The organism is Citrobacter amalonaticus (assembly GCF_018323885.1).
Classification (GTDB): domain Bacteria; phylum Pseudomonadota; class Gammaproteobacteria; order Enterobacterales; family Enterobacteriaceae; genus Citrobacter_A; species Citrobacter_A amalonaticus.
The window spans coordinates 2,850,277-2,865,301 of record NZ_AP024585.1 but is presented as its reverse complement, the minus strand read 5'-3'; the positions used below and the strand labels follow the sequence as shown (position 1 = coordinate 2,865,301).

At 49.3% G+C, this 15,025-nt stretch carries 26 protein-coding genes and 2 pseudogenes; 19 read left to right on the top strand and 9 right to left on the bottom strand.

The genetic code is table 11. The annotated features are described in order from the left end of the window. Position 1: 1 nt before the first annotated feature. The 9 genes and pseudogenes from KI228_RS13615 to KI228_RS13580 all read right to left on the bottom strand — a co-directional run bounded on the left by KI228_RS13615 (position 2) and on the right by KI228_RS13580 (position 4,481). Positions 2-268: a hypothetical protein gene (locus KI228_RS13615; RefSeq protein WP_141227583.1), complete on the bottom strand. Its 267-nt coding sequence runs from the start codon at positions 266-268 to the stop codon at positions 2-4. Then, positions 267-386 (bottom strand): annotated as a pseudogene (locus tag KI228_RS24615) (DNA-methyltransferase); the annotation flags it as partial. The pseudogene KI228_RS24615 and the gene KI228_RS13615, both read right to left, overlap by 2 nt. Next, positions 383-637: a hypothetical protein gene (locus tag KI228_RS13610; RefSeq protein ID WP_141227582.1), complete on the bottom strand. Its 255-nt coding sequence runs from the start codon at positions 635-637 to the stop codon at positions 383-385. The pseudogene KI228_RS24615 and the gene KI228_RS13610, both read right to left, overlap by 4 nt. Continuing rightward, positions 634-810 carry a hypothetical protein gene (locus tag KI228_RS13605; protein ID WP_212807476.1) on the bottom strand — a complete coding sequence of 59 codons (177 nt, stop codon included), beginning with the start codon at positions 808-810 and terminating at the stop codon, positions 634-636. Before KI228_RS13605 ends, KI228_RS13610 begins: the two co-directional genes overlap by 4 nt. Further along, positions 798-1,337 carry an HD family hydrolase gene (locus KI228_RS13600; protein WP_141227581.1) on the bottom strand — a complete coding sequence of 180 codons (540 nt, stop codon included), beginning with the start codon at positions 1,335-1,337 and terminating at the stop codon, positions 798-800. The genes KI228_RS13605 and KI228_RS13600 overlap by 13 nt, the downstream gene beginning before the upstream one ends. Before the next feature lie 131 nt (positions 1,338-1,468). Then, entirely contained in the window at positions 1,469-2,296 is an 828-nt protein-coding gene (locus KI228_RS13595; RefSeq protein ID WP_141227580.1) for a YfdQ family protein, read from the bottom strand. Between the two features lie 56 nt (positions 2,297-2,352). Further along, the gene (locus tag KI228_RS13590; RefSeq protein ID WP_001515608.1) at positions 2,353-2,724 is read right to left on the bottom strand and encodes a hypothetical protein; all 372 of its coding nucleotides are present in this window, start codon (positions 2,722-2,724) and stop codon (positions 2,353-2,355) included. Positions 2,725-3,319: 595 nt separating this feature from the next. Beyond that, positions 3,320-3,640, bottom strand: a complete 321-nt coding sequence (locus tag KI228_RS13585; RefSeq protein WP_212807474.1) for a hypothetical protein — start codon at positions 3,638-3,640, stop codon at positions 3,320-3,322. 166 nt (positions 3,641-3,806) lie between these two features. Continuing rightward, a complete protein-coding gene (locus KI228_RS13580; RefSeq protein ID WP_141227698.1) occupies positions 3,807-4,481 on the bottom strand; it encodes a LexA family protein in 675 nt (224 codons plus the stop codon). A gap of 88 nt (positions 4,482-4,569) precedes the next feature. Here KI228_RS13580 and KI228_RS13575 point away from each other — a divergent pair, with 88 nt between their 5' ends. From KI228_RS13575 to KI228_RS13490, 19 genes and pseudogenes are all read left to right on the top strand, one after another. Beyond that, entirely contained in the window at positions 4,570-4,770 is a 201-nt protein-coding gene (locus KI228_RS13575; RefSeq protein WP_044268867.1) for a helix-turn-helix domain-containing protein, read from the top strand. A gap of 43 nt (positions 4,771-4,813) precedes the next feature. After that, positions 4,814-5,368, top strand: coding sequence for a YmfL family putative regulatory protein (locus tag KI228_RS13570; protein ID WP_125339915.1), 555 nt, complete (start codon positions 4,814-4,816; stop codon positions 5,366-5,368). A gap of 163 nt (positions 5,369-5,531) precedes the next feature. Continuing rightward, positions 5,532-5,717: a DUF4222 domain-containing protein gene (locus tag KI228_RS13565; protein ID WP_212807472.1), complete on the top strand. Its 186-nt coding sequence runs from the start codon at positions 5,532-5,534 to the stop codon at positions 5,715-5,717. Further along, the gene (locus KI228_RS13560) at positions 5,701-6,633 is read left to right on the top strand and encodes a conserved phage C-terminal domain-containing protein (protein ID WP_212807470.1); all 933 of its coding nucleotides are present in this window, start codon (positions 5,701-5,703) and stop codon (positions 6,631-6,633) included. The genes KI228_RS13565 and KI228_RS13560 overlap by 17 nt, the downstream gene beginning before the upstream one ends. Beyond that, positions 6,633-7,325 (top strand): annotated as a pseudogene (locus tag KI228_RS13555) (phage N-6-adenine-methyltransferase); the annotation flags it as partial. The gene KI228_RS13560 and the pseudogene KI228_RS13555, both read left to right, overlap by 1 nt. Positions 7,326-7,357: 32 nt before the next feature. After that, entirely contained in the window at positions 7,358-7,678 is a 321-nt protein-coding gene (locus KI228_RS13550; protein WP_317987694.1) for a LexA family protein, read from the top strand. Next, positions 7,675-8,064, top strand: a complete 390-nt coding sequence (locus tag KI228_RS13545) for a RusA family crossover junction endodeoxyribonuclease (RefSeq protein ID WP_046401832.1) — start codon at positions 7,675-7,677, stop codon at positions 8,062-8,064. The genes KI228_RS13550 and KI228_RS13545 overlap by 4 nt, the downstream gene beginning before the upstream one ends. A 16-nt stretch (positions 8,065-8,080) precedes the next feature. After that, the gene (locus tag KI228_RS13540; protein ID WP_141227575.1) at positions 8,081-8,764 is read left to right on the top strand and encodes a phage antirepressor KilAC domain-containing protein; all 684 of its coding nucleotides are present in this window, start codon (positions 8,081-8,083) and stop codon (positions 8,762-8,764) included. Further along, positions 8,761-9,750 (top strand): DUF968 domain-containing protein, encoded by a 990-nt coding sequence (locus KI228_RS13535; RefSeq protein WP_141227574.1) that lies wholly within the window; start codon positions 8,761-8,763, stop codon positions 9,748-9,750. Before KI228_RS13540 ends, KI228_RS13535 begins: the two co-directional genes overlap by 4 nt. A gap of 13 nt (positions 9,751-9,763) precedes the next feature. After that, entirely contained in the window at positions 9,764-10,522 is a 759-nt protein-coding gene (locus KI228_RS13530) for an antitermination protein (RefSeq protein WP_141227573.1), read from the top strand. 194 nt (positions 10,523-10,716) lie between these two features. Then, complete coding sequence (locus KI228_RS13525; protein WP_156594895.1) at positions 10,717-10,929, top strand: hypothetical protein; 213 nt, start codon at positions 10,717-10,719, stop codon at positions 10,927-10,929. Positions 10,930-11,131: 202 nt separating this feature from the next. After that, positions 11,132-12,184 (top strand): DNA-methyltransferase, encoded by a 1,053-nt coding sequence (locus tag KI228_RS13520; RefSeq protein WP_141227572.1) that lies wholly within the window; start codon positions 11,132-11,134, stop codon positions 12,182-12,184. A 143-nt stretch (positions 12,185-12,327) separates the two neighbouring features. Continuing rightward, positions 12,328-12,651, top strand: coding sequence for a phage holin, lambda family (locus KI228_RS13515; protein ID WP_090049440.1), 324 nt, complete (start codon positions 12,328-12,330; stop codon positions 12,649-12,651). Beyond that, positions 12,635-13,084, top strand: a complete 450-nt coding sequence (locus KI228_RS13510; protein WP_046401840.1) for a lysozyme — start codon at positions 12,635-12,637, stop codon at positions 13,082-13,084. The genes KI228_RS13515 and KI228_RS13510 overlap by 17 nt, the downstream gene beginning before the upstream one ends. Beyond that, on the top strand, positions 13,081-13,617 hold the full coding sequence (locus tag KI228_RS13505; protein ID WP_046401841.1) for a DUF2514 domain-containing protein: 537 nt from the start codon (positions 13,081-13,083) through the stop codon (positions 13,615-13,617). The genes KI228_RS13510 and KI228_RS13505 overlap by 4 nt, the downstream gene beginning before the upstream one ends. A gap of 243 nt (positions 13,618-13,860) precedes the next feature. Beyond that, positions 13,861-14,073, top strand: coding sequence for a transcription antiterminator/RNA stability regulator CspE (gene cspE / locus KI228_RS13500; protein WP_042319517.1), 213 nt, complete (start codon positions 13,861-13,863; stop codon positions 14,071-14,073). A gap of 10 nt (positions 14,074-14,083) precedes the next feature. Then, positions 14,084-14,272, top strand: coding sequence for a cold shock small protein YmcF (gene ymcF / locus KI228_RS24325; RefSeq protein WP_071887719.1), 189 nt, complete (start codon positions 14,084-14,086; stop codon positions 14,270-14,272). Between the two features lie 65 nt (positions 14,273-14,337). Beyond that, positions 14,338-14,568, top strand: a complete 231-nt coding sequence (locus KI228_RS13495) for a hypothetical protein (RefSeq protein ID WP_043001123.1) — start codon at positions 14,338-14,340, stop codon at positions 14,566-14,568. A 208-nt stretch (positions 14,569-14,776) separates the two neighbouring features. Next, positions 14,777-14,950 (top strand): GnsA/GnsB family addiction module toxin, encoded by a 174-nt coding sequence (locus KI228_RS13490; RefSeq protein WP_141227697.1) that lies wholly within the window; start codon positions 14,777-14,779, stop codon positions 14,948-14,950. Positions 14,951-15,025: the final 75 nt, after the last annotated feature.

The window sequence follows — 15,025 nt, the reverse complement described above, 5'->3', positions numbered from 1 at the left end:
GTTATAAGGTCTCCTGTTTTGGTACTGCTGCGATAGCTTGATCAATAGCTTGGCGAACTGTCATAACCGGATAATTGCTGTCATTTAACGTCATGGCGTTTCTCTGGAAATTCGCGTCAAATTTCCAACCGTACAATGTTACGTAATACTCATTCAGCCTTTTGTTTTGTGCATCAAGCCAGTCAAGGCGCTTTGTGTCTTCTGAACCATCCGGAATTACCGGAGAGTTGCCAGCCTTGCGGCGCTCGCTATCCAGGTCTGTTTGCAACTGAATCCCAGCGGCACTGCGTGGTTCCGTATGGAATGTCAGCACATACAAGGTCGATGGTACCGCTGGAGAGTCGCGGGAAAACATCGAAGCAATCTGCGTTGCGCAGGGAGATCATTGCGCGGCCTCCCGGCGGACAGCCTGTAAAAGCTGGTTAAACATCAGCGTCAGAGGATTACTGCAGCCGAATGGCAGATCGTTAACGCGGTATGTTGGTGCGCCACCACGAACGCCAGTTTTTACGATGTGGCCAGTAGTGTAGAGTTGCGATAGAGCGCCGGCCACGACAGGTGTTCTTCTGTGCAGCGCTTTGGCAATATCGCTGCTGGTGGTATTGGGATGGGCCTGGACGTATTCGAATACAGTCATTGCGCATTACCTTCACGTTGTTGATCCAGCCGAGCCAGTGACTCGGATAACGCCGCATAGGTTGCTTCCAGTCGTGTCGCGACCTCTTTCAAAAGCCGCCCATGCTTTGCTGGTAGTTCCGGTACGGAGGCATGCGCCTCCGCAACGAGCTCTGTTACTTTCAGGCGGCGCATTGGCGCAGCTCCATCAGTTCATTGAACCGGTTAATGAACAGACCGAAAGCCTGCCCGGGGCGCAAAGGATGAATTTCGAATAAATCTGTAGGTGGAATACCTTCCAGAATCGGCCATATGGAACCGTCGTCGATATCCAGATCCCGGCGTTCGGTCGCTAGCATGGTCAGGTCGGCATATTTAACGAGGTATGTCTCGTCGAGCGGCAGGCCGAATTTCAGGCGGATCAGTTGATCCGTGCGCGTCTCGATCCGGCGGTAATCTGGCAACAACGCTTTAAGCGGGGCAGGGATGTCCAGGCAGTACGCCTCTGCCGCGTCATGCATCAGTGCTTCAAAGGCGAACTCTGGCGCCACGAGCTGGCTGCACAGAACGGAATGCTGCGCCACGCTGTAAAACTCCGACAGGTGCCCCGCGAAGCGGCAGATATTTGAAAGCGCACCGGCGATATCCTCGATATCAATATCGTCAATGGTGGCGTTGATATAATCGAACTTCTTACCGGAAAGAGTCTGGATAAAACTCATCGTTAGTTCTCCTTAATTGGTGCGCTGCACCGCACGATTTTTGGTTGCACGAATCCCTCGCCAGATGGCGATATATAAAGGAATTACGCTTCAATAAATCCCCGCGGCGCCGGGGATTTAATGCTGAGCAATTACGCTTTAAAGTTACCGATGAAGGTTTCTACTGATTCACCGTCGAATTTACTGATCAGCAGATCGCGAAATTCGTTGGCGAGCGCTTCTTCCTGAGCTTCCAGTTGGACGATACGCAGGACAAAGCACGGCTCATCACCAGTCAGAAGGCTGTTACGCAGACTAAAGCGGCGCTCGCCAAGCCCTTCATACGGCATACACTTGAACTCGAACGCCACCGGCATGACATCTTTGCTGCTGGCTTCGACGCTTTGCATGAGTGAACGTTTACCTGCGAAGTCACCCGTTTCATGATCCTGCTGGGTTGCCTGCTGGATAGTGATACGGCGTACAGCCTGGGCTGCCTGGGAAATCTGCATCGTATTGCCATCAGCATCGAACGCCAGAAGATAATCGCTCCAGTCCTCCAGCCATTCCGCGATTTGTTTTTGCTTCAGACGTTGACCATCGATCTGCAACAGCGCGCGGAACGGTGCTGTTTTCTTCAAGGTGATTGCGGCAACGTTATCGGCATGTCCTGGATTTTTCAGGGAGCCGATATTGAATACCGAGCGGGCGGTCATGTTGTCAGCGTCAATAAAGCAACGGGCGGGTTCGTCGGCGCTGGCGTAACCCTTCGAGTAACGAGCGAAGTCGTCAATGCTGGTCGTGGTCATTGCGCCGCGAAAGCGGAAACGCTCCAGAGAAAAACGCTCGAGGCTTTCAACGCTGGTTCCTTCAGGCAACAAAGCGGTAGGGCATTCCAGATCCTGAATATCATTCAGGTGGTAGCCAGAAAGAACCAGGTCTTTTACCTGCTTAAATGCACCGCTGTCTAACTGAGACATAGAAATTCCTTATTAACTGATGATCGAATTGGTATCAGTGAATTTGTTGCTGCGGATCACTGAGCCGCTTTAAGCTTTCCGTCCACCGCGCCGGTGATCCCGAACAGTTGCCCCTGATCCTCCTGGAGGATGGTGAGCTTCCCGCCTTTGTTGACCCACATAGGGGTTTCGGTTGTGTCCTCTTCAGACGCTTTACCGCGCGGCGTCGGGGTGCTGTAGTTCAGCTTGTGCTTGATCTTGACGCGCTTCTCTTCGACGGAATTACCCATACGCTCAAAATCAAAGGTGAGGACTACCTTGCCTTTGTTGCCGTTGTTCAGAACGCCGAGCGCGGTGGTATTCAGCGCTGCGGCGATCTTGTTCATGAACACTCCGGCATCCAGTTCGCCCAGAAAATCGGGCACTACGGTCATGCGGTCATTACTCATCGTCTTAACCCTCGAGTTGGCGGTCGCAACCGCCAGTTAGTTTCTCCACAAAACAGACAAGAGCACCTGCGGCTGCAACCGCCCGGGTGGATTGGGTTATGAGCCCGTCGCCCGGTGATGCCCTTGTCTGTTTTGTAAAAAAGGGCGGTACCGAGGTAGAACATTATCTTCGTCCCCCTTTTGTCAGGTTGAAGACCCTGGTACCGCCAAGACTACACACAGCTTTCTTACTTCCTGGTACCACGCTGGCTACGTGATTGGGTTGTGGCGCCAGATGCTTATCTTCTGGTTACCTCTAAGGGCTGCACTTCACCACAACTGCAAGCGCACTCCGCCGTTTCACACCTGTCACCCATAACTGGTAAGTGAAGGAGTGCGCTTGCATGTTGTGCCCTGAAAAGGCTGGCGGTTGCCGGAAATACACGGGAAAACGCCGGGCCGCCAGAACAGGGATGTGTTTCTTATTGCTTTGGCCTGCTTTTATCCACGTCAGGCGCGGTGTTATCCTTCTAAGTCCGTATAACTAGGAAGGAAAGCTACATGAGTAAAGAACGGTATTACGTAAGGTGGAAGCTCCAGAGAGCACTAGCCGACCTTAACTACTCTCTTGAATGCTTTGGTGATCATCTTGCGCAAGAGAACGGATACCCGTCTGGCATTGACGGATTTGAGGCTGTGTACCTTTACCTTTGTCAAAAGCATCATTGGAAGATTTCTCAGTGTCGCTCGATGGACAGAGAGGATATCCGGTTAGCTCTTGCACAAGAGATGAAAGGCTGGAAACTTCCTCCTGAAGCTCGTTTTGGTAACGCCTCTCAAGATGATGTTGAAGTTGAAATTGAGCGATTTTAAGTGATGCAGTCGTCCTTACTGACGCCCAGAATTCTTGCGGCGTCATTTTTTGCGTTTTGTTCATAAACCCTCCCTAATCACTATTGCGAATCATCCGGTTATTCATACGCCACCGACGGCTACTTCGTGGGCGTCCTGCCTGTTCGCTGTTGCTTGTAGGTACATTATGTACCGTCAAGGTACATTGTCAAGCATAAAAAAACCTGCCGAAGCAGGTTTACTGTGAAAAATTAAGGTTTATGTCTGTATCTTCTGGGCTTTCCTGAGAAAACTACAGTACCAATTATTGAGCAATTACCATTAATCTTGACGTATGGCTCAGGCCAGTTAGGGTTCAATGCTTTGAGAAATTTTGCACCACTGTCTTCTATAAGCCTTTTAAATGTTGTCTCACCAGAATCATGCATTAGGGCTATGACATCATCACCATGCGTTGCAGCGATCTCAGGATCGACAAAAATCATATCGCCAGGACGATATTCGTCGATCATTGAGTCTCCAATTACACGTAGGATATATGTCATAGGCCCGCATGGCACGGGACAAGGATAGGTTTCAACACTATTCAAATCTACCTCAGCATAACCAGAATCGGTCCATGCTCCTGCCTGCACCCAAGATATAACGGGAACCATAGTAATGTTTCTATTAGTGTCGGAAACATCAGGTTCTTTTGCAACATTAGTCGTTTGATGTTCTGTATCTAACCACCCCTGAGGAAGATCGAAACATTTTTCGATGTGTCTGGCCATAGTGTCACCAATACCTTTGGTGGCACCTTCTCCCATGAACCTGCTGGTCTGGGTTGGCTCGCGATCGATCATGTTAGCAAAGTAAGTATTACCGCCAACACCATCTCTCAATTTTCTGGCGTTTAACCGCCTGATTTCCTGGATAGTTTTCATCAGTAAATTAAACAATGTGTACCTCAGTGGTACAAGTACCTTGATGGTTCATTTCTTTCGTGTAATATGTACACAGGAGGTACATATCATGAAAGAGTATTGGGACTCTTTAACCAAAGAGCAACAAGGTGATTTAGCCGGAAGCGTTGGGTCAACACCTGGCTACCTGCGCTTAGTTTTTAATGGTTACAAAAAAGCCGGTTTTTCCTTAGCTAAAAAGCTGGAAGAAACCACTTCTGGAATTATCAGCAAATCCGATCTTCGTCCTGACATTTATCCAAAACAGTAACAAATATTTCGTTTTTTATAACCACAGAAGAGAGGAACAAGCCGTGGGAAAAGAACCCGAATGGAAAGTTGATAAGCAACCATCCTGGCTGGTGGGCGCAATCAAAAAGACGATCACCGAATTGCCTGGTGGTTATGCCGAGGCTGCTGAGTGGTTGGGCGTTACTGAAAATGCACTGTTTAACCGCCTTAGGGCTGATGGTGATCAGATCTTCCCGCTTGGCTGGGCAATGGTGTTACAGAGAGCTGGTGGCTCAAACCATATTGCGAATGCTATCGCACGTCACTCCAACGGTGTTTTTGTGCCTTTGGCTGATGTTGAAGAGATTGAGAACGGCGATATCAACCAGCGCCTGATGGAGTCAGTCGAGTGGATTGGCAAGCACTCGCAGTACGTTCGCAAGGCAACAGCAGACGGTGTGATTGATGAGAAGGAACGAGCGCAGATCGAAGAGAACAGCTATCAGGTGATGGCTAAATGGCAGGAACACTTAACGCTGCTTTTTCGCGTCTTTTGTGCGCCGAAAAAGAGTGACGCCCGCGAGTGTGCAGCTCCGGGCGCCGTGGCGTGTCGTATCAGTGGAGAAACTAACGCATGAACAGTTTAACGGTAAAGAACCGCATACCGCAACTACGTGCATTCCCTGTTCGGGGTTACATCATGTTTCGGTATGAGCGCATGGTATCAGGCCGCTGGGTTCCCTGTAACCACAGTCGGGCGATGGCAATTGTGGGGGTATGGCGCCGTAGAGGGGAGTCCTTATGCGAGAACTTAACCGATGGTTCAAAGACCACTACGGTATCCCCGTTCGCATTATCCGATGGGAACCGGAAACTCACCGCGTTATCTACCTGCGCAATGGCTATGAGCATGAATGCTTCAGCCCGCTCGAACAGTTCCAGCGCAAGTTTACTGAGATAAAGGACGATCATGAGCCAGATATTTGAAATCGTTCAGTCGCTGTCGGGCCAGCGCAACGCAATAACAATCCCGGTCCCTTACCTTGATTTTTTTTCCGGTGATCAGCAGGCGCATGCTTTGGGGGCAGTTCTCAACCAGTTGGTCTTCTGGTCCGGGAAATCAGACCTGAAGGATGGCTGGTTCTACAAAGAGCACAGTGAGTTAGCTGCGGAAATTCGTGGAGTCAGTGAAGACCAGGTACAACGGCTGGTAAACAAGATTTGCACTCGCTGGTTACCTGGAATTGTTGATAAAGCGCAAAAGCAGGTAAACGGTACGAAAAAGACGCACTACCGTATCGACGGGGATGCATTAATCGAGGCTTTATTCCCTACAACACTGGATTCCGTAGAATCGCGGAACGGGAAACGCGAAGTCGCGGAACCTATTCCGCAGAATCACGGAACCGAAAACGCAGAATCGCGGAACCATAACCGCGAAGTCGCGGAACCTATTCTCTATACAGATCATTACTCAGATCACCACAAACAGATCATAAAACCTTCTTGTCCGGTTGCGTTGCAACCAGACCCTGAAGTTGCGATCACCGATAACGCCATTCTGGTTTTAACCCATTTGAACCAGGTCAGCGGCTCCCGCTTTCAGAAATCAAAAACCTCGCTGGAAAACATTCGTGCTCGTCTGCGTGAAGGTTACAGCGTTGCTGACCTGCAACTGGTTATTGACCTGAAACACGAGCACTGGAACGGCAACGATGAGCAGTACCAGTACATGCGCCCTGAAACACTGTTTGGCCCGAAAAAATTTGAGGGGTATCTGCAAAGCGGGATCCGCTGGGACAAGAAGGGGCGTCCGGCACGTGAATGCTGGGGTGAAAAGAAACGTGACCCAATGAAGTTCGGTCCGGTTGATACCAAAATTCCAAAGGGGTTCAGGGGATAATGACAAACAAATATTGCCAGGCGCTGGCGGAACTGCGTAGCAAACCAGCCCACGAACTGAAAGAGGTTGGCGATCAATGGCGTACTCCGGATCTGTTGTTTTGGGGGATCAACGCAATATTCGGGCCGTTGGTTCTGGATCTGTTTGCTGACGACGATAACGCGAAATGCCCGGTATGGTACACCGCCGAAGATAATGCGCTGACGCAGGACTGGTCTGAACGGCTGGAGGAACTGGGCGGTGCCGCGTTTGCGAATCCACCATATAGCCGCTCTCAGTACCATGAAAAGCAAGCGATCACTGGCATGACCCACATCATGAATTACACAATGGTGATGCGTGAAAAAGGAGGGAGATATATCTACCTCATTAAGTCAGCCACAAGTGAAACATGGTGGCCGGAAGATGCCGATCACATCATGTTCATTCGAGGTCGTATTGGTTTCGACCTGCCATCATGGTTCGTTCCATTGGATGAAAAGCAAAAGCCCACCAGCGCATTTTTTGCTGGTGCAATCGCCGTGTTCGATAAGTCCTGGCGCGGCGAGCGTTTCAGCTACATCAGCCGTACCGATCTGGAGGAAAAAGGGAAGGCGTTTATGTCGCTGGTCACATTTGTCGCTGGTAAGGCCCGCCAGGCAGAAACAATACAGCCACCTTTCACTGAAGCGCTGGTGCGCGCCTATTTGCCTGAGTTATGAGTGAGCAAGGAGGAACAGGCAGCATGATGAACTTAACGGCTCGCCAGCAGCATGTACTGGATACCCTGATCAGCTTTCAATGCGAGCATGGTTATCCTCCAACCAATACAGAACTTTCGGCGCTGCTGGGATGCAGCTCCCCAAATGCCGCTGCGGATCATCTGCGCGCGCTGGAGAGAAAAGGGGCTATCACCCTTACGCGTGGCGTTTCGCGGGGAATAGCCATCAACGATCAGGAGAACGCTGCTGATGCAGATTCCCTGCTGCATGCGCTTGTGAATGGTGAGGATGGTGCGAAGGACCGCGCAATCACCTATCTCAAAAACAAGGGGATCACGGTATGAAACTGGTGCTGCCGTTTCCTCCGAGTGTGAACACGTACTGGCGCGCCCCGAATAAGGGGCCGCTGGCGGGGCGTCACCTGATAAGTGCCAAAGGTCGCCAGTTCCAGTCGTCAGCATGTGCGGCAATCATTGAACAACTGCGCATGCTCCCGAAGCCATCATCGTCACCGGCGGCTGTTGAAATAATCCTGTTCCCACCGGACAACCGGATCCGGGATCTGGATAACTACAACAAAGCGCTGTTCGACGCTCTTACCCATGCGGGGATCTGGGAGGACGACAGCCAGGTGAAAAGAATGCTGGTGGAGTGGGGGCCGATTATCCCAAAGGGGAAAGTGGAAATCACTATCACCAAATTTGAACCGGGGGCGGGTGCAGCCGCCTGATAAGTGGAGAGCAATTATGAATCAGTTAGCAACCGTGGCGTTAACCATGTCCAGCAGTGATATCGCTGATTTAGTGGAATCACGTCATGACCACGTTAAGCGCTCGATTGAACGGCTGGCAGAGCGCGGGGTTATTAAACTCCCCCCGATGGGGGAAGTTAAAAATCACCTCAATCAGTCTGTAGCCGTCTACCTGATAGGAAAGCGGGACAGTTATGTGGTTGTGGCTCAGTTGTCGCCTGAGTTCACTGCGCGGCTTGTTGATCGATGGCAGGAACTTGAGCAGGCGCAACAGCAGGCGATCCCTCAGTCATTCTCTGAAGCACTGCGGCTTGCCGCTGATCTGGCGGAGCAAAAGCAGAAACTAGCCACTGAACTGGCTGCCGCGGCGCCAAAGGTGGAATTTGTCGATCGCTACTGCTCTGCCAGTGGGTCAATGTCGTTCCGGCAGGTGGCAAAATTACTTAAGGCAAAGGAAAACGAGTTCCGCCTGTTTCTGATTGATCGCGGCATCCTTTACCGCCTGGGTGGTACGCTTACACCGATGGCGGCGCACATTGATGCGGGGCGATTTGAGGTTAAGACGGGGACCTCTGTCACTTCAAACCACGCATTCAGCCAGGCGCGGTTTACTGCTAAGGGGGTGCGCTGGATCGGCGGTCTATGGGCGGAACATATCGCTAAGGGGCAGGCAGCGTGAGAGCTTTGTTAACACCGGAAATAGCCCACCGAATGGGGGTTGTGCTTTTCCGACCCGGTGCTGAACTGATGCCGCTATTCATGCGTGGTCGGGTCTTACTTGAGCCAGAACCTGAAAGCATGGCCTCTTACGATACTGGTCATGTGCCGGCAGCGGTTCAACCACTGGCAGACGATCCGGTAATGAGTGGGATATTTGAAAATCAGCGTGTTATTCAGCGCGCTGGTGGATTGTCTTCGCTTGATGGCTGGTTAAACAAAAAGTTCGAATGCCAGTGGCCCCATTCAACATGGCACGACAAGAATTTCACGATAATGCGCCATCAGCCTGGTAGCATCCGGCTGTGCTGGCACTGCGATCACACCCTCGCTGGTCAATACACGGAACAGCTTGCAGGTATAGCCAGCAAAAACCTGGTATCCTGGATTTTGTCAGTCATTCGAACAGATTTAGGTTTCTCTGAGTCGCATGTTCTGACTCTCCCGGAGTTGTGCTGGTGGATGGTCAGAAGTGATCTGGGTGACGTGATCCCGGAAAGTGTTGCGCATAAGGCGCTGAGACTACCGGGTGAAGAGCCGAAATCCATCATGCGAGAAAGCGATATTGTGCCCTCGTTACCGGCCACCAGCATTGTGCAGGAGAAGGCGAAGAAGGTACTGACACTCAGGATTGATCCGGAATCGCCGGAAAGCTTCATGCTACGCCCGAAGCGCCGACGCTGGGAAAATGAGAAATACACGCGATGGGTGAAGGCCCAACCGTGCGCCTGCTGTGGTAAGCAGGCAGATGATCCGCACCACCTGATAGGTCACGGTCAGGGCGGCATGGGGACAAAAGCGCATGACCTCTGGGTGTTGCCTTTGTGCAGAAAGCATCACGACGAGTTACATGCGGATACCGTGGCATTCGAAGAGAAATACGGCTCGCAGCTGGAGTTGATATTTCGTTTTATCGATCGCGCGCTTGCAATTGGTGTGCTGGCGTAAGTGGAGAACAAGTATGAACCTTGAATCATTACCAAAATTTTACTCACCAAAATCACCGAAACTAAATGATGAAACGCCGGGAACCAGCTCTGAGGCGTTAACAATCACTGATGTGATGGCTGCGCAGGGCATGGTGCAGTCAGTGGCACCACTTGGGTTTAATCTGTTTCTGGCAAAGATGGGAATACAGGATCCAGCACCTGCACTGGAGGGGCTTTTTAACTACGCCCTGGCAATGAAAAATCCGGTATTACAAAAACTAAGTGAGAAGTCTCGCCTTGAAATTCTTCCTGTACTGGTGAAGTTTGCATATGAGGACTATTCCCGTTCGGCGGCGAGTAAATCAGTTTGCCCACATTGCAATGGTGAAGGGGTGTTACGTTCAATGTGTGATGTTGTAAAACATCCAGGCGTAAAAGGTGTAGAGCCTATGATCCGCCATGAGGAAGTTGAAGAAGTTTGTCAGCACTGTAACGGTAAGGGAACTGTCTCGACAGCATGCAGAGGATGTAGGGGGAAGGGAACTGTACTTGATGAGAAGCGCACTAAACTCCACGGCGTGCCGGTAATGAAAGTATGCGGTCGCTGTAATGGCAATCGTTACAGCAGGCTGCCAACAACTATTGCCCGGGCGCAGGTGCAAAAGGTCATTCCTGATTTGACGAATTACACCTGGTACAGCGGTTATGGTGAAGTGATCAATAAGCTGGTCACTAAATGCTGGCAGGAAGAAGCATTCGCAGAGCTGCAATTACGGAAAGTGACACGATAGCTACATTTTTAATGATTTTCGCTGCACGATGCTTGCAATATTCAAAAAATGTGGTTAGTATTTTCGTAACGATGGGCTTTGAATGTCTAACGTTTATAAACCCGCTCAGGCGGGTTTTTTGTTGCATGTTTTTTAAACTGCTGATAGTGTGATCTATGTCGCACTTTTGCGGCGTTGGCATACAGGAGTTAGCCATGTTTAAAAATAGATTAGCGACCAAGAAGGTCGTAGCTATTACAGGAAACATTGAGATTGGCACAGTATCAGTGTCTGCTAGTCAGAAAAGTATTTCGCTGAATACTGGTTGGGAATTACCAATTATAAAAGTAGACAAGCCGTCTCATTCCTATGAGGTTTACATCAAGCCTCGTCATAAAACCCTTCATCCTTCGCGATGGTGGAAGTAAGATTTTTAAGGCTGCCTACGGGCGGCCTTTTTTATACCTGCGGCTTCCTTTTAAGGAGGCTTTTGCTGTGGAAATGGGCGGCTGGTGGGTGTTGACGCACCCAGCCAGCCATCAGCTCATGCTTTCAGGTCACAAGCTAACCAGGGCCCACTGCTTTAGCGCAAAAGCATAGTGAGCCTACCAGAGTTACGCTTACTGATCTATGAAAAATACTGTAAAAATAAACAGTGTTGAGTTAATCAACGCTGACTCCCTGCATTACATCGCTTCTCTCCCTGATAACTCCATTGACCTTATCGTTACGGATCCACCTTACTTCAGGGTGAAGCCTGAAGGATGGGACAACCAGTGGAAAGGGGACGAGGATTTTTTACGCTGGCTTGATGGATACCTGGCTGAGTTCTGGCGTGTTTTGAAACCCGCCGGTAGCCTTTATCTGTTCTGTGGGCATCGCCTTGCGTCTGATATTGAAATCATGATGCGGGAGCGGTTCAGTGTCCTTAATCACATCATCTGGGCAAAACCTTCCGGTCGCTGGAATGGCTGCAACAAAGAAAGCCTGCGGTCATACTTCCCTGCGACTGAGCGCATTCTCTTCGCTGAACATTACCAGGGCCCATATAAGCTCAAGAGTGATGGATACGCAGAGAAAAGTAACGAGCTCAAACAGCATGTGCTGACGCCGCTGATTTCATATTTCCGTGACGCGCGTGAATCGCTGGGGGTTTCCTCTAAGCAGATCGCCGATGCGACCGGGAAAAAGAATATGGTGTCCCACTGGTTCGGTGCATCTCAATGGCAACTGCCGGGCGAAGCGGATTACCAGAAACTGCAGGAACTATTCACTCAGGTTGCATTCGATAAGCATCGAAACAATGAACTCGACACACCACACCACCAACTGGTGGCCACGTGGCATTCGTTGAACCGGAAGTATTCAGAATTGCTGGAAGAGTATAAGTCTCTCCGGCGGTTCTTTTCTGTTTCAGTCTCTGTTCCTTTCACCGATGTCTGGACGCATAAGCCGGTTCAGTTTTACCCCGGGAAACACCCCTGTGAAAAGCCAGCAGACATGTTGCAGCAGATCATTAACGCCAGCAGCAGGCCGGGTGATGTTGTGGCTGATTTCTTCATGGGATCAGGTTCGACCATTAAAGCGGCTATGAGGCTGGGGCGACGGGCAATCGGTGTTGAGCTGGAAACAGAGCGATTTATTCAGACTGTGGAGGAAATCCGCGAACTGGATAAGACATAACGATCATCACGTCATCCCGCTGTGGTGATCATCATCTTCAGGCTCCGGGAATCACCTTCTTTTTTCACGTTTACAAAAGAGCCCGGAAGCCTGATTTCTTTCAATCACACACAGCGCCATCCGAACTATCGGAGGTGAGGCCTATGAAAATGCCATACAAACAAGATTTCATCGCTGCGCTATTTGCCGCTAAGGAGCAGGGTATTGGTGCAATGCTGGCTTTTATTATGGCGTACCTGCGTGGTCGCTATAACGGTGGCGCCAAGATGAAGACGCTAATTGATGCGCTGATGTGCGCGATGATCGCCTGGTTTATTCGTGACCTGCTCGACTTCTCCGGATTGAGTAGCAACCTCGCATACATTGCCAGCGTCTTTATTGGATACATCGGCACCGATTCGATCGGCAACCTGATTAAAAAATTCGCAGCCAAAAAGGCGGGAGTTGACGATGCAAACCAGTCCTGACGGCATTGCGCTGATAAAAAAATTCGAAGGTTGCCGGCTGTCCGCCTATCCAGATCCGGGAACAGGCGGCGCACCGTGGACGATTGGCTACGGCTGGACCTACCCGGTAGATGGCAAGCCAGTAAAGCCTGGAATGACTATCGACCAGACCACTGCTGATCGGCTGCTGAAAACGGGGCTGGTGAGTTATGAAAACGATGTGCTGAAACTGGTCAGAGTGAAACTGACACAAGGCCAGTTTGATGCGCTGGTATCGTTCGCTTACAACGTTGGCTCGAGTGCGCTATCAACATCCACGCTGTTGAAGAAATTGAACGCTGGCGATATCAAAGGCGCTGCAGATGAGTTTCTGCGCTGGAATAAAGCTGGTGGAAAAGTTATGCCGGGGCTCACGAATCGCCGCAAGGCTGAGCGTGATGTGTTCCTGTCATGATGGGCATCCTGGAGAAATACTGGAAACCACTGGTGATGATGTTGCTGGTGGCCGCCTTATTCATTGCCGGAAATGTCTGGAGTGATCGGGGTTGGGAAAAGAAGTGGGCAGAACGCGACAGCGCTGAGTCGTCACAGACAGTGAACGCGCAGACCGCCGCCCGCATGATTGAACAAGGGCGCATAATTGCCCGTGATGAGGCTGTAAAAGATGCACAAGCACAAGCCGCCAAAGCTGCTGCCACTGCTGCTGGCCTGTCTGCCACTGTTAACAAGCTGCGCACCGAAGCAACAAAACTTGCCACCCGCCTGGACGCCGCAAAGCACACCGCAGATCTTGCCGCTGCCGTCAGAAGCAAAACAGCCAGAGCCGACGCCGGAATGCTCGCCGACATGCTCGGAGATATTGCAGCAGAAGCTAAACGTTATGCTGCAATCGCTGACGAACGCTACATTGCAGGAGTGACTTGTCAACGTACATATGAATCCTTAAGGCAAACTAAAAGTGTATTGCAGAGGGATGAATCAAAATAAAATTCGTCAATTAACATAAAAACATGTGCAGTAGCAGAGTGTTACTGCCTTACAAAACTATATCTTGCTATGTAGTGTTAATCATGCGTTAATGGGGCTCTGGTTTGTTACAAATTTATCTGAAGCAGTCACTGTAATAATTTTATTATTTGTTCCTATTGAGATTTCCTTGTCGGCTTTTTCTCTCTGATAATTTTTTTCGGACCATTCTGCCCAAGGGCTTACTCAAAAAAGGTAATGATTATGTCTAACAAAATGACTGGTTTAGTTAAATGGTTCAATCCTGAAAAAGGGTTTGGTTTTATCACTCCAAAAGATGGTAGTAAGGATGTATTTGTACATTTTTCTGCTATCCAAAGTAACGATTTTAAGACGCTGAATGAGAATCAGGAAGTCGAGTTTGGTGTTGAACAGGGCCCTAAAGGTCCCTCGGCAGTTAATGTCGTAGCCCTTTAAGGAAACTGTTATTACTAATAATATTCACTTCAGATGCCCTTGTTGCCATGGGTCTCAGTACAGAACATCATCTTTTGATGTCACAGATAGCAATCCTTTCGGCGCGAAATGTATTTTTTGCAAAACTACAATGATTACATTCGATAATATTGCAATGTACATTCGTTCTGGTCAGTCTCCATTAGATTTCAGAAAATAAAAATCAGGCCCCTTATGGGGCCTTTTTTATGCGGTTCTTATTGACAGGGTGTACACGGGAGAATTATGAAAAAAGTGATAGTGTTTTTTAATTCAGAATCCGCTGTAGTAGTATCAGTAATGAAGGGTATTACTACAATAATGCGCGAGTACCCTAATGGGGAAAAAGCACATCTACAAGTAATGTCTGCAGGTTTTCCGTCTATAACCGGAGATCATAAGATTGTTTATGTTGCCTCAGACCGGGATGTTACTTCTGAAGAAATTCTTGAAGCAGCATCAAAACTCTTTAAATGATTACTGTTCATACCTTTATGAATGTGGCTAAAGTAGTGAATGGTTGTTTGATTATTGAGCGAAATTAGTATAAACAATATGCACTAACCCCTTGATTATTGAAACTTTCCAACTTATTGTTTATAGATACCAATGGTTGTTCAAGTTATCACATGAATCATGGGATCTGCCGGGCATAGATGCCAATACAGACCAGAAGAGGTGCATGATGAAAATCGAAGAGTTAAAAAGAAAAACTGAAGCGGATATTTCTGATTTCATTACTAAAAAAATAAATGAGCTCAAAAAAAAGACAGGTAAAGAAGTTGCTGATATCCAGTTTACTGCTCGGGAAAAAATGACTGGACTGGAAAGCTATGACATAAAAATTAATTTAATCTAATCGTCATCGACGGCCAGTTCTAATAAAAGCATCATCTTTCTCAAGAGATGATGCTTTTTTATTTCGGCATTTGAA